Source organism: Streptococcus oralis ATCC 35037 (assembly GCF_900637025.1).
In the GTDB taxonomy this organism is placed as follows: Bacteria; Bacillota; Bacilli; order Lactobacillales; family Streptococcaceae; genus Streptococcus; species Streptococcus oralis.
This window is the reverse complement of record NZ_LR134336.1, coordinates 1,522,501-1,536,422: the sequence shown is the minus strand read 5'-3', so window position 1 is coordinate 1,536,422 and position 13,922 is coordinate 1,522,501. Positions and strand designations below refer to the sequence as shown.

At 43.8% G+C, this 13,922-nt stretch carries 11 protein-coding genes, 2 tRNA genes, 2 rRNA genes and 1 pseudogene (1 of these 16 running past the window's edge); 14 read left to right on the top strand and 2 right to left on the bottom strand.

The features are described from left to right. Nucleotides 1–94 precede the first annotated feature (94 nt). The 9 genes and pseudogenes from EL140_RS07770 (at nucleotide 95) to EL140_RS07725 (ending at nucleotide 7,055) form a co-directional block, all read left to right on the top strand. Nucleotides 95–1,168, top strand: a pseudogene (locus EL140_RS07770) (N-acetylmuramoyl-L-alanine amidase family protein). A 232-nt stretch (nucleotides 1,169–1,400) separates the two neighbouring features. Further along, entirely contained in the window at nucleotides 1,401–1,700 is a 300-nt protein-coding gene (locus EL140_RS07760; protein WP_001013970.1) for a DUF4651 domain-containing protein, read from the top strand. Beyond that, nucleotides 1,697–2,014: a thioredoxin family protein gene (locus EL140_RS07755; protein WP_000632591.1), complete on the top strand. Its 318-nt coding sequence runs from the start codon at nucleotides 1,697–1,699 to the stop codon at nucleotides 2,012–2,014. Before EL140_RS07760 ends, EL140_RS07755 begins: the two co-directional genes overlap by 4 nt. 15 nt (nucleotides 2,015–2,029) lie before the next feature. Further along, nucleotides 2,030–2,656: a YtpR family tRNA-binding protein gene (gene ytpR / locus EL140_RS07750; RefSeq protein WP_000578274.1), complete on the top strand. Its 627-nt coding sequence runs from the start codon at nucleotides 2,030–2,032 to the stop codon at nucleotides 2,654–2,656. A 41-nt stretch (nucleotides 2,657–2,697) separates the two neighbouring features. Then, nucleotides 2,698–3,459, top strand: coding sequence for an SDR family NAD(P)-dependent oxidoreductase (locus EL140_RS07745; protein WP_001107788.1), 762 nt, complete (start codon nucleotides 2,698–2,700; stop codon nucleotides 3,457–3,459). 77 nt (nucleotides 3,460–3,536) lie between these two features. After that, the gene (locus tag EL140_RS07740) at nucleotides 3,537–3,932 is read left to right on the top strand and encodes a single-stranded DNA-binding protein (RefSeq protein WP_000282459.1); all 396 of its coding nucleotides are present in this window, start codon (nucleotides 3,537–3,539) and stop codon (nucleotides 3,930–3,932) included. 308 nt (nucleotides 3,933–4,240) lie between these two features. After that, entirely contained in the window at nucleotides 4,241–4,525 is a 285-nt protein-coding gene (gene groES, locus EL140_RS07735) for a co-chaperone GroES (RefSeq protein ID WP_000917326.1), read from the top strand. 15 nt (nucleotides 4,526–4,540) lie between these two features. Continuing rightward, entirely contained in the window at nucleotides 4,541–6,163 is a 1,623-nt protein-coding gene (gene groL, locus EL140_RS07730) for a chaperonin GroEL (RefSeq protein WP_000031548.1), read from the top strand. Between the two features lie 124 nt (nucleotides 6,164–6,287). Further along, a complete protein-coding gene (locus tag EL140_RS07725) occupies nucleotides 6,288–7,055 on the top strand; it encodes an epoxyqueuosine reductase QueH (protein WP_000567567.1) in 768 nt (255 codons plus the stop codon). A 70-nt stretch (nucleotides 7,056–7,125) separates the two neighbouring features. Here the strand turns inward: EL140_RS07725 and ntdP are convergent, their stop codons facing one another. Both ntdP and recX read right to left on the bottom strand, forming a co-directional pair. Beyond that, a complete protein-coding gene (gene ntdP, locus EL140_RS07720; protein ID WP_000775317.1) occupies nucleotides 7,126–7,659 on the bottom strand; it encodes a nucleoside tri-diphosphate phosphatase in 534 nt (177 codons plus the stop codon). An 88-nt stretch (nucleotides 7,660–7,747) separates the two neighbouring features. After that, the gene (recX, locus tag EL140_RS07715) at nucleotides 7,748–8,524 is read right to left on the bottom strand and encodes a recombination regulator RecX (protein ID WP_000705072.1); all 777 of its coding nucleotides are present in this window, start codon (nucleotides 8,522–8,524) and stop codon (nucleotides 7,748–7,750) included. A gap of 37 nt (nucleotides 8,525–8,561) precedes the next feature. Here recX and rlmD point away from each other — a divergent pair, with 37 nt between their 5' ends. The 5 genes from rlmD to EL140_RS07685 form a co-directional block, all read left to right on the top strand. Then, nucleotides 8,562–9,944 carry a 23S rRNA (uracil(1939)-C(5))-methyltransferase RlmD gene (rlmD, locus tag EL140_RS07710; protein ID WP_063636931.1) on the top strand — a complete coding sequence of 461 codons (1,383 nt, stop codon included), beginning with the start codon at nucleotides 8,562–8,564 and terminating at the stop codon, nucleotides 9,942–9,944. A 45-nt stretch (nucleotides 9,945–9,989) separates the two neighbouring features. Further along, a tRNA-Glu gene (locus tag EL140_RS07705) sits at nucleotides 9,990–10,061 on the top strand. A 230-nt stretch (nucleotides 10,062–10,291) separates the two neighbouring features. After that, a 16S ribosomal RNA gene (locus tag EL140_RS07695) occupies nucleotides 10,292–11,840 on the top strand. Nucleotides 11,841–11,891: 51 nt separating this feature from the next. Then, nucleotides 11,892–11,964 (top strand) — tRNA-Ala (locus EL140_RS07690). 122 nt (nucleotides 11,965–12,086) lie between these two features. Continuing rightward, nucleotides 12,087–13,922, top strand: a 23S ribosomal RNA gene (locus EL140_RS07685) (it continues 1,067 nt past the right edge of the window). Together the 16S and 23S rRNA genes with 2 tRNA genes alongside form the textbook arrangement of a ribosomal RNA operon.

The following is a 13,922-nucleotide window of genomic DNA, read 5'->3' as shown; positions in this document are numbered from 1 at the left end:
TCTCAGAGGTTTCTTCTAGCATATTTAGGATAAGATTTGCAAAAAAAATAGATAGTGATATGATTAATATAATAATTCCTAAGGAGGATATACAATGAAAAAAATCACACTATTTTGTTTGTCTCTAGCAGGTTTAGCTTTACTGGCTTTCCCTCATTCAGGAAAAGCATTCGAATTGGAAGAAGAATGGGTTATTAAGGGTGGGGTTAAGTATCAAGATGGCAAAATTCTTCGATTTAATAATGGCCATGAAGTAGATATCAAAGTCTTGGATTTGCCAAAAACTGAGAAAATCGAGTGGATGGTCAGTCTCAATGGTCAAGATCAGACAGTCAATTTCCTAGGCCAAGAAAAGGACAAGTCTATGGTCGGTACAGAGGGGCGTTACCTGAATTTCTACGTACCTTATGGCTATAGAGGAGATATCAAGGTCGAGGCCAAGAGTGGAAATGAAGTAAAGACCTGGTCCTCTAAAGTGGTAGATGATGTATATAATGGTGAGAAAAGTGGCTACTACCGTATTGAAGAATCAAAAGACCATTACACCTACCTTGATACAAAATGGGACTATCAAACCAAGACCTACACTGCTACCTTACCAGAGACTATCAATGGTCAAAAAGTTTATGCTTGGAAAGACCATGACAATGGTGAGTTAAAACTTACAAACCCAGAATCTATCAGTCATTCCTACAAGGGGGGAGGAGCCTTCCGAGAACTTTATCCGATTGTAAAAGCAGAAAGCTGGCTAAAATCAGACCAAAATTGGTACTATCAAAAACAAGGCCAACTAGTTCAAAATGCTTGGGTTAAAGACAATGGAACTTGGTACTTTATGAATGATAAAGGGATTATGTTTAATCAAACTTGGTTCTATCAAGGTGGCAACTGGTATGCCTTTAAATCATCAGGAGCTATGATTGCTAGTGATTGGCTTTACGACCAAGGAAAGTGGTACTATTTATCAACTTCAGGCTCTATGAAAGCAAGCACTTGGCTTTATGACAAGGGAGAGTGGTATTATGTCACTTCTTCTGGCGATATGGTTGAGAGTGATTGGGTTAAGGATTAGGACAAGTGGTACTATCTGGATTCCTCAGGTAAGATGCTTCGCAATACCTACACACCTGATGGCTATTATGTTGGCAACTCAGGCGCTTGGCAATAAGGATAATACTCTGCGAAAATCTCTTTAAACCACGTCAGCGTCGCCTTACCGTAGGTATGGTTACTGACTTCGTCAGTTCTATCCACAACCTCAAAACACTGTTTTGAGCAACCTGCGACTAGTTTCCTAGTTTGCTCTTTGAGTATAAGAAGTCCTTTTCCTTTAAGGAAGGGGCTTTTTACTTGCTTTTCTACGACTTCCCTATTTGTCCTAGAGCCCTTTTTGTGTTACAATGAATGGTATGAAAGCTAAGAAATTATGGATGACTGGCTTGACTGTGGCTGGTCTAAGTGCCCTTGCTTTAGGGGCTAAAAAAGCAGCAGATAACCACAAACTCATGAAGACTCAAGAAGAGTTGACCGCTGTCGTGCGCGAACTTTTCTCAGATATGGGTGAGATTGCGACTCTCTATGTTCAAGTCTACGAAAGTAGTCTAGAGCGACTCGTCGGAGGAGTCATTTTCGAGGATGGTCGTCACTATACCTTTGTCTATGAAAATGAAGACCTAGTCTATGAGGAGGAAGTCTTATGATTACTCCCAGTAGTATAGAAGAACTAGCAGGTTTTGTCGAGCAAGATGGCAAGAAGGTTTTCCTTTTTGTGGCGGACTGGTGTGGCGATTGTCGTTATATCTATCCATCCTTGCCAGAGATTGAGGAGACCAATCCAGAGTTCACATTTATTCGAGTGGACCGAGACCAGTATATGGATTTGGCCAAACTCTGGGATGTTTATGGAATCCCTAGCCTTGTTGTGCTAGAAAAGGACAAGGAAGTCGGCCGATTTGTCAATCGCGACCGTAAAAGCAAGCAACAAATTAACGACTTTTTAGCAGGACTGAAATAGGAGAAAAAGGAAAGAATGATTTTTACATATAATAAAGAACATGTTGGCGATGTCCTTATGATCATCGTGAAAAACAGCGGAGATGCCAAACTGGACGTGGAGCGTAAAGGCAAGGTAGCCCGTGTTTTCCTCAAAGAAAATGGAGAAACAGTAGCTTGGAATATTTTCGAAGTTTCAAGTTTGTTTGAAATTGCAGAGCGCGGTCAAGTCTTTTTAACAGATGAACAAGTCGCTCGTTTAAACCAAGAGTTGCAGGCGGAAGGTTTTGAGGAAGAAATTGTCAATGACAAGGAACCTAAGTTTGTTGTTGGTGAGATTGTCGAGATGGTAGCCCATCCAGATAGTGACCACCTCAACATCTGCCAAGTTGCAGTCGCAAGTGATAAGACAGTGCAAATCGTTGCAGGAGCACCTAATGCGCGTGTTGGGTTGAAAACCATTGTAGCTCTTCCTGGAGCGATGATGCCCAAAGGAAATCTCATTTTCCCAGGCGAACTTCGTGGTGAAAAGAGTTTTGGTATGATGTGCAGCCCTCGTGAACTTGCCTTGCCAAATGCTCCGCAAAAACGTGGGGTTATTGAATTATCAGAAGACCAAGTTGTTGGAACTCCATTTGACCCAGCTAAACACTGGACGTCCTAGGAAATTGTCGGTATTTGATAGACCAGATAGAGGGGGATAAGATGGCGAAAAATGTAGTGATTACAGGAGCGACCTCAGGAATCGGTGAAGCGATTGCGCGTGCTTATCTGGAGCAGGGGGAGAATGTCGTTCTAACAGGGCGACGGACAGACAGACTAGAGGCCCTCAAGTCAGAGTTTGCAGAAACGTTTCCAAATCAAACAGTTTGGACTTTTCCTCTGGATGTGACGGATATGACCATGGTAAAGACTGTTTGTTCCGATATTCTAGAAACGATAGGGCAGATTGATATCTTGGTCAATAACGCTGGACTAGCTCTTGGCTTGGCTCCCTATCAAGACTATGAAGAGTTGGATATGCTGACCATGTTAGATACCAATGTCAAGGGGTTGATGGCAGTTACTCGCTGTTTCTTGCCAGAAATGGTAAAAGCCAATCAGGGACATATTATCAATATGGGATCGACCGCAGGAATCTATGCCTATGCGGGTGCAGCTGTTTACTCAGCCACCAAGGCAGCAGTTAAGACTTTTTCAGATGGCCTGCGAATTGATACCATCGCAACGGATATCAAGGTGACCACCATTCAGCCAGGGATTGTCGAAACAGATTTCTCTACAGTTCGTTTTCATGGTGACAAAGAGCGGGCTGCGACGGTTTATCAGGGGATCGAAGCCTTGCAGGCACAAGACATCGCAGACACTGTTGTCTATGTGACCAGTCAACCCCGTCGTGTGCAGATTACAGATATGACTATTATGGCCAATCAACAGGCGACAGGTTTCATGGTGCATAAAAAATAAAAAATTTCTTCGAAAAGTTACAAATTTCTGTAACTTTTTTTGATTCCTTACGAATAGATAAGTAGGAGGAAGAAAATATGTATAATAAAGTTATCATGATCGGGCGCTTGACGTCTACACCAGAATTGCACAAAACCAACAATGACAAGTCAGTAGCGCGAGCAACTATCGCTGTGAATCGTCGTTACAAAGACCAAAACGGTGAACGTGAAGCTGACTTTGTCAATCTGGTTCTTTGGGGAAAATTGGCTGAAACCTTAGCAAGCTACGCAACTAAAGGTAGTCTTATCTCTGTGGATGGAGAACTTCGTACTCGTCGCTTCGAGAAAAATGGCCAGATGAACTATGTGACTGAAGTCCTTGCCACAGGATTCCAACTTTTGGAAAGCCGCGCCCAACGGGCTATGCGTGAAAATAACGCAGGACAGGATTTGGCAGATTTGGTCTTGGAAGAGGAGGAATTGCCATTTTAATACTCTTCGAAAATCTCTTCAAACCACGTCAGCTTCACCTTGCTGTAGGTATAGGTAACTGACTTCGTCAGTTCTATCTACAACCTCAAAGCAGTGCTTTGAGCAACCTGCGGCTAGCTTCCTAGTTTGATCTTTGATTTTCATTGAGTATAAACATTGAAAAGTCTGAGTTGGTCTCAGGCTTTTTATCTTGCCAAAGTCAGACTTTTTTCTTGACTATTTCTGACCAAGTGATACAATAGAACTATGAATTAGCACTCAGATATAAAGAGTGCTAATAATATGTATTTCATCATGGAGGAAAACAGATGTTGAAACCATTAGGAGACCGTGTGGTCTTGAAAATAGAAGAAAAAGAACAAACTGTTGGAGGCTTTGTCCTTGCGGGCTCAGCCCAAGAAAAAACAAAAACAGCCCAAGTTGTAGCTACTGGACAAGGGGTTCGTACCTTGAACGGTGACTTGGTTGCTCCAAGCGTTAAGCCTGGAGACCGTGTCTTAGTTGAAGCTCATGCAGGTATTGATGTCAAAGATGGCGATGAAAAGTACATCATCGTTGGCGAAGCCAATATTTTGGCAATCATTGAAGAATAGAAGGAGAAAGTAAGTATGTCAAAAGAAATTAAATTTTCATCTGATGCTCGTTCAGCTATGGTCCGTGGTGTCGATATCCTTGCAGATACTGTTAAAGTAACCTTGGGACCAAAAGGTCGTAATGTTGTATTGGAAAAATCATTTGGTTCACCATTAATTACCAATGACGGTGTTACTATTGCCAAAGAAATCGAATTGGAAGACCATTTTGAAAATATGGGTGCCAAATTGGTATCAGAAGTAGCTTCAAAAACCAATGATATCGCAGGTGACGGAACGACAACTGCAACTGTCTTGACCCAAGCTATCGTCCGTGAAGGAATCAAAAACGTCACTGCAGGTGCCAACCCAATCGGTATCCGTCGTGGGATTGAAGCAGCAGTTGCCGCAGCTGTAGAAGCCTTGAAAAACAATGCCATTCCTGTTGCCAACAAAGAAGCCATCGCTCAGGTTGCTGCCGTATCTTCCCGTTCTGAGAAAGTCGGCGAATACATCTCTGAAGCTATGGAAAAAGTTGGAAAAGATGGAGTCATCACTATTGAAGAATCACGTGGTATGGAAACAGAGCTTGAAGTCGTGGAAGGGATGCAGTTTGACCGCGGTTACCTATCACAGTACATGGTGACAGATAGCGAAAAAATGGTGGCTGACCTCGAAAATCCATACATTTTGATTACTGATAAGAAGATTTCAAATATCCAAGAAATCTTGCCACTCTTAGAAAGTATTCTTCAAAGCAATCGTCCACTCTTGATTATCGCGGATGATGTAGATGGCGAAGCTCTTCCGACTCTAGTATTGAATAAGATTCGTGGAACCTTCAATGTCGTAGCAGTTAAGGCACCTGGCTTTGGTGATCGTCGTAAAGCGATGCTTGAAGATATCGCTATCTTGACAGGTGGAACTGTTATCACAGAAGATCTTGGCCTTGAGTTGAAGGACGCTACTATTGAGGCGCTTGGTCAAGCAGCGAGAGTAACTGTGGACAAAGATAGCGCTGTTATCGTAGAAGGTGCTGGAAATCCTGAAGCTATTTCTCACCGTGTTGCAGTTATCAAGTCACAAATCGAAACCACAACTTCTGAATTCGACCGTGAAAAACTCCAAGAACGATTGGCTAAATTGTCAGGTGGTGTCGCAGTCATCAAGGTCGGCGCTGCAACTGAAACTGAGTTGAAAGAAATGAAACTCCGCATCGAAGATGCCCTCAACGCTACTCGTGCAGCTGTTGAAGAAGGAATCGTTGCAGGTGGTGGAACTGCTCTTGCCAATGTCATTCCAGCCGTTGCTGATTTGGAATTGACAGGAGATGAAGCGACAGGACGCAATATTGTTCTCCGTGCCTTGGAAGAACCAGTTCGTCAAATCGCCCACAATGCAGGATTTGAAGGATCTATTGTCATCGATCGTTTGAAAAATGCTGAAGTTGGTACAGGCTTCAACGCAGCAACTGGCGAATGGGTCAACATGATTGAAGAAGGAATCATTGACCCAGTGAAAGTGAGCCGTTCAGCCCTTCAAAATGCAGCATCTGTAGCCAGCTTGATTTTGACAACAGAAGCAGTCGTAGCCAATAAACCGGAACCAGCAGCCCCAGCTCCAGCAATGGATCCAAGCATGATGGGCGGGATGATGTAAAAGTAACTTTAAAAAACACCAAAGGAGGGAACATGCATCCCTCCTTTTATGCTTTTCTCTTCTAAAATTGATTTGAGCTCTCCTAACTTATATGATAAAATAAGACTAGAAAAAGGAGAAGAACATGATCGATGTAGAAGAAATTCTGAGCAAGATGAATCCCAATCAGAAGATTAATTATGACCGTGTTATGCAGAAAATGGTACAGGTTTGGGAGAAAAATGAGCAACGTCCCACTATTCTCATGCATGTTTGCTGTGCTCCTTGTAGTACCTACACCCTAGAATACCTGACAAAATACGCTGATGTGACCATCTATTTTGCCAATTCCAATATTCATCCTAAGGCAGAATACCACAAGCGGGCTTACGTCACCAAGAAATTTGTCAGTGATTTCAATGAGCGAACAGGCAATACGGTTCAGTACCTTGAAGCTCCCTACGAACCAAATGAATACCGGAAGTTAGTCAGAGGACTGGAAGAAGAACCTGAAGGTGGTGACCGTTGCAAGGTTTGTTTTGACTACCGTCTGGACAAAACAGCACAGGTAGCTATGGACTTGGGCTTTGACTACTTTGGTTCAGCCTTGACCATCAGTCCCCATAAGAATTCTCAAACCATCAACAGCATCGGAATTGATGTGCAAAAGATTTATACCACCCACTATCTTCCAAGTGATTTCAAGAAAAATCAAGGCTACAAACGTTCAGTGGAGATGTGTGAGGAGTATGATATCTATCGTCAATGTTATTGTGGATGCGTCTATGCAGCTCAAGCCCAGAATATTGACCTGGTTCAGGTTAAGAAGGATGCCACGGCTTTCTTGTTGGATAAGGATGTTGAAAAAGACTATTCCCACATCAAGTTTACTGTCACTAAATTAGATATATAGCAATTAACCCAGCTGAAAAGCTGGGTTTTTCAAATAAAAAAACCAGGGCTCTCACCCCAGTTTGACAACTTTACCGATTCTTTAGTTCTATGTAGCGTTTGTACCAAATGTTGACATAGGCCTCTGAGAAAGGACCGCGTCCCTTGTTGATCCAATCAACAAGGATTTTAACATGCTCTTTCAAAATATAGTCTAAATCATCAGAATACTTCATTTTGCGTTTATGGCGCTCATACTCTTCAACGTCCAAGAGACGCTTTTCACCATCAGTGAAAACCTTGACATCCAAATCATAATCAATGTATTTCAGGGCTTCCTCATCTAGATAGTAAGGACTTGCCATATTGCAATAGTAGGAAATCCCATTATCACGAATCATGGCAATGATATTAAACCAATATTTTTTGTGAAAGTAAACAATAGCCGGTTCTCGAGTCACCCAACGACGACCGTCACTTTCGGTAACAAGTGTGTGGTCGTTGACGCCGATAATGGCGTTCTCTGTTGTTTTTAGTACCATGGTGTCTCGCCAAGTACGGTGAAGACTCCCATCATGCTTATAACTTTGAATTGTAATAAAGTCGCCTTCTTTTGGAAGTTTCATAACTAACCAACTTTCTACAATTTATAAGTTTATCGTTTACTATTATATCATAAATCGGTCTAATTTTTTTGAATTTTACACGAAAATATTAAAGATATTCTCTGAGAGCGCTAGCTATATCCGAAAAATCATAGCCTTTTCGAGCTAAAACTTGAGTTAATCGTTGCTTTAGTTCGTAACCTTCATATTTGCGAGCATACTTAGCATATTGTTTGTCTAGCTCTTTAAAAATGAGTTCTTGAGTCGTTTCTTGGTCGACTTGACTGTCCAAGTCGTCAAAGGCATTCTTAGCATCAGAATAGGAGAAGCCTTTGTTCGTCAAGCTTTGAATGATCTTATCCTGCAAGGCACGAGCGGGAAGCTTTCCCGTGTATTTTTTTAGCAGTTTCTCCGCCACACGTTGAGCAACCTCTGAAAAATCAAAATCCTTTAAAACATCTTCAATCGTTGATTTGACAATCCCTTTTTGAGACAGTTTTTGAGCTAGCACATAGGGTCCCTTATCTCCAGAAAGTTGATTTGCGTTGATGATAGAGTAGGCATACTGACGATCATTAATCCAGTTATCTTCTTTAAGATTAGCGATAACTTGACTAGTGATTTTTTCATCAAGATCATACTTTTTCAGATACTCACGAACTTCCTTTTCGGTTCGAGCTTTAAATGATAGATGGTAGAGAGCGAGATTTTTACCATAAGAGAACTGGGCAAAGTCCTGAATCTCGGTAAGTTCCTCTTTACTAATGACCTTATCTCGAGATAGCATAAAACGGACAATGGTATCTTCCGTGATATAAGAGGTTTGCTGTCCATCTAACTCCATCAAGTAGAGACGTTTTTTCTTTTCAAGTTTTGTGATTTTCATAGTTCTATTATACCCTAAAATGTGATAAGATAGGGGTATGAATCTGAAAGTCAAACAAAAAATACCTTTAAAAATCAAGCGGATGGGCATCAATGGTGAGGGAATCGGTTTCTATCAGAAAACCCTCGTTTTTGTGCCAGGCGCCCTCAAAGGAGAAGACATCTATTGTCAAATTACTTCTATTAAACGTAACTTTGTTGAAGCCAAATTACTAAAGGTTAATAAGAAGTCTAAATTTCGAGTCGTGCCAGCTTGTACGATTTATAATGAATGTGGTGGTTGCCAAATCATGCACCTCCACTACGATAAACAGTTAGAGTTCAAAACGGATCTGCTCCATCAAGCCCTGAAAAAATTTGCTCCTGCAGGATATGAAAACTATGAAATCCGTCCAACTATCGGAATGCAGGAACCAAAGTACTACCGTGCTAAGCTTCAATTCCAGACTCGAAAATTTAAAAATCAGGTCAAGGCAGGTTTGTATGCGCAAAACTCTCATTACCTCGTAGAGTTAAAAGATTGCTTGGTACAAGATAAGGAAACCCAAGTAATAGCGAATTGCCTAGCTGAACTTCTTACTTACCACCAAATTCCAATTACAGATGAGAGAAAAACGTTAGGCGTTCGTACTATCATGGTACGTCGAGCAAGAAAAACGGGACAAGTCCAGATTATCATTGTCACAAATCGCCAGCTTAATTTAACCCAGCTAGTAAAAGACTTAGTTAAAGATTTTCCAGAAGTCGTCACAGTTGCAGTCAATACAAATACAGCGAAAACAAGTGAAATCTATGGTGAAAAGACGGAAATTATCTGGGGCCAAGAGAGTATTCAAGAAGGAGTACTCGACTATGAGTTTTCTCTCTCCCCTCGAGCTTTTTACCAGCTTAATCCTGAGCAGACAGAAATTCTCTATAGTGAAGCAGTTAAGGCTCTGGATGTCAGCAAAGAGGATCATCTGATCGATGCCTATTGCGGTGTTGGGACGATTGGATTTGCCTTCGCAAATAAGGTCAAGAGTCTCAGAGGGATGGATATTATTCCAGAAGCCATAGAAGATGCTAAGAGAAATGCTCAGAGAATGGGGTTTGACAATACCCATTATGAAGCGGGAACAGCTGAAGAGATTATTCCACGCTGGTATAAAGATGGCTACCGAGCGGATGCATTGATAGTCGACCCTCCTCGTACAGGCTTAGATGATAAGCTACTGGATACCATTCTGACCTATGTCCCAGAAAAAATGGTCTATGTATCCTGCAATGTTTCGACCTTGGCACGAGATTTAGTTAGACTAGTAAAAGTCTATGATCTCCAGTATATCCAGTCAGTTGATATGTTTCCCCACACTGCACGGACAGAAGCCGTGGTTAAGTTAGTGAGGAAAAGAAAAATCAAATTCACTGAAAAAAGTCCTTGACAAAGGTAAAAAAGTAGGTATAATAGAAAGAGTTGAAAAGCTCAAGGTCCGTTGGTCAAGGGGTTAAGACACCGCCTTTTCACGGCGGTAACACGGGTTCGAATCCCGTACGGACTATGGTGTATTGCGGTTAAAAAAACTTGAAAAAAGTTTAAAAAATCTGTTGACAGAGACAGGTAGCTGTGATATACTAATATAGTTGTCGCTTGAGAGAGATTGAGTGACAAAGACCTTTGAAAACTGAACAAGACGAACCAATGTGCAGGGCACTATAACTGAAGTTATAGTACTGAACAATGAAAAAACAATAAATCTGTCAGTGACAGAAATGAGTGAGAACTCAAACTTTTAATGAGAGTTTGATCCTGGCTCAGGACGAACGCTGGCGGCGTGCCTAATACATGCAAGTAGAACGCTGAAGCTTGGTGCTTGCACCGAGCGGATGAGTTGCGAACGGGTGAGTAACGCGTAGGTAACCTGCCTGGTAGCGGGGGATAACTATTGGAAACGATAGCTAATACCGCATAAGAGTAGATGTTGCATGACATTTACTTAAAAGGTGCAATTGCATCACTACCAGATGGACCTGCGTTGTATTAGCTAGTTGGTGAGGTAACGGCTCACCAAGGCAACGATACATAGCCGACCTGAGAGGGTGATCGGCCACACTGGGACTGAGACACGGCCCAGACTCCTACGGGAGGCAGCAGTAGGGAATCTTCGGCAATGGACGGAAGTCTGACCGAGCAACGCCGCGTGAGTGAAGAAGGTTTTCGGATCGTAAAGCTCTGTTGTAAGAGAAGAACGAGTGTGAGAGTGGAAAGTTCACACTGTGACGGTATCTTACCAGAAAGGGACGGCTAACTACGTGCCAGCAGCCGCGGTAATACGTAGGTCCCGAGCGTTGTCCGGATTTATTGGGCGTAAAGCGAGCGCAGGCGGTTAGATAAGTCTGAAGTTAAAGGCTGTGGCTTAACCATAGTACGCTTTGGAAACTGTTTAACTTGAGTGCAAGAGGGGAGAGTGGAATTCCATGTGTAGCGGTGAAATGCGTAGATATATGGAGGAACACCGGTGGCGAAAGCGGCTCTCTGGCTTGTAACTGACGCTGAGGCTCGAAAGCGTGGGGAGCAAACAGGATTAGATACCCTGGTAGTCCACGCCGTAAACGATGAGTGCTAGGTGTTAGACCCTTTCCGGGGTTTAGTGCCGCAGCTAACGCATTAAGCACTCCGCCTGGGGAGTACGACCGCAAGGTTGAAACTCAAAGGAATTGACGGGGGCCCGCACAAGCGGTGGAGCATGTGGTTTAATTCGAAGCAACGCGAAGAACCTTACCAGGTCTTGACATCCCTCTGACCGCTCTAGAGATAGAGTTTTCCTTCGGGACAGAGGTGACAGGTGGTGCATGGTTGTCGTCAGCTCGTGTCGTGAGATGTTGGGTTAAGTCCCGCAACGAGCGCAACCCCTATTGTTAGTTGCCATCATTCAGTTGGGCACTCTAGCGAGACTGCCGGTAATAAACCGGAGGAAGGTGGGGATGACGTCAAATCATCATGCCCCTTATGACCTGGGCTACACACGTGCTACAATGGCTGGTACAACGAGTCGCAAGCCGGTGACGGCAAGCTAATCTCTTAAAGCCAGTCTCAGTTCGGATTGTAGGCTGCAACTCGCCTACATGAAGTCGGAATCGCTAGTAATCGCGGATCAGCACGCCGCGGTGAATACGTTCCCGGGCCTTGTACACACCGCCCGTCACACCACGAGAGTTTGTAACACCCGAAGTCGGTGAGGTAACCTTTTAGGAGCCAGCCGCCTAAGGTGGGATAGATGATTGGGGTGAAGTCGTAACAAGGTAGCCGTATCGGAAGGTGCGGCTGGATCACCTCCTTTCTAAGGATAAGGAACTGCACATTGGTCTTGTTTAGTCTTGAGAGGTCTTGTGGGGCCTTAGCTCAGCTGGGAGAGCGCCTGCTTTGCACGCAGGAGGTCAGCGGTTCGATCCCGCTAGGCTCCATTGGTGAGAGATCACCAAGTAATGCACATTGAAAATTGAATATCTATATCAAATAGTAACAAGAAAATAAACCGAAACGCTGTAGTATTAAAAGAGTTTATGACTGAAAGGTCAAAAAATAAGGTTAAGTTAATAAGGGCGCACGGTGGATGCCTTGGCACTAGGAGCCGAAGAAGGACGTGACAAACGACGATATGCCTTGGGTAGCTGTAAGTAAGCGATGATCCAGGGATTTCCGAATGGGGGAACCCAACAGGTACTACCTGTTACCCGCATCTGTTAAGGATGTGAGGAGGAAGACGCAGTGAACTGAAACATCTAAGTAGCTGCAGGAAGAGAAAGCAAAAGCGATTGCCTTAGTAGCGGCGAGCGAAACGGCAGGAGGGCAAACCGAAGAGTTTACTCTTCGGGGTTGTAGGACTGCAATGTGGACTCAAAGATTATAGAAGAATGATTTGGGAAGATCAGCCAAAGAGAGTAATAGCCTCGTATTTAAAATAGTCTTTGTACCTAGCAGTATCCTGAGTACGGCGGGACACGTGAAATCCCGTCGGAATCTGGGAGGACCATCTCCCAACCCTAAATACTCCCTAGTGACCGATAGTGAACCAGTACCGTGAGGGAAAGGTGAAAAGCACCCCGGGAGGGGAGTGAAATAGAACCTGAAACCGTGTGCCTACAACAAGTTCGAGCCCGTTAATGGGTGAGAGCGTGCCTTTTGTAGAATGAACCGGCGAGTTACGATATGATGCGAGGTTAAGTTGAAGAGACGGAGCCGCAGGGAAACCGAGTCTGAATAGGGCGAATTAGTATCATGTCGTAGACCCGAAACCATGTGACCTACCCATGAGCAGGTTGAAGGTGCGGTAAGACGCACTGGAGGACCGAACCAGGGCACGTTGAAAAGTGCTTGGATGACTTGTGGGTAGCGGAGAAATTCCAAACGAACTTGGAGATAGCTGGTTCTCTCCGAAATAGCTTTAGGGCTAGCGTCGACATCAAGATTCTTGGAGGTAGAGCACTGTTTGGGTGAGGGGTCCATCCCGGATTACCAATCTCAGATAAACTCCGAATGCCAATGAATTATGGTCGGCAGTCAGACTGCGAGTGCTAAGATCCGTAGTCGAAAGGGAAACAGCCCAGACCACCAGCTAAGGTCCCAAAATAATTGTTAAGTGGAAAAGGATGTGGGGTTGCACAGACAACTAGGATGTTAGCTTAGAAGCAGCTATTCATTCAAAGAGTGCGTAATAGCTCACTAGTCGAGTGACCCTGCGCCGAAAATGTACCGGGGCTAAAACAATTTACCGAAGCTGTGGATACCTTTATAGGTATGGTAGGAGAGCGTTCTATGTGTGAAGAAGGTATACCGTGAGGAGTGCTGGAACGCATAGAAGTGAGAATGCCGGTATGAGTAGCGAAAGACAGGTGAGAATCCTGTCCACCGTAAGACTAAGGTTTCCAGGGGAAGGCTCGTCCGCCCTGGGTTAGTCGGGACCTAAGGAGAGACCGAAAGGTGTATCCGATGGACAACAGGTTGATATTCCTGTACTAGAGTATGTAGTGATGGAGGGACGCAGTAGGCTAACTAAAGCAGACGAATGGAAGAGTCTGTCTAAGCAGTGAGGTGTGATATGAGTCAAATGCTTATATCTATAACATTGAGCTGTGATGGGGAGCGAAGTTTAGTAGCGAAGTTAGTGACGTCACACTGCCAAGAAAAGCTTCTAGCGTTTAAACATACTCTACCCGTACCGCAAACCGACACAGGTAGTCGAGGCGAGTAGCCTCAGGTGAGCGAGAGAACTCTCGTTAAGGAACTCGGCAAAATGACCCCGTAACTTCGGGAGAAGGGGTGCTGATTTTATGTCAGCCGCAGTGAATAGGCCCAAGCAACTGTTTATCAAAAACACAGCTCTCTGCTAAATCGTAAGATGATGTATAGGGGGTGACGCCTG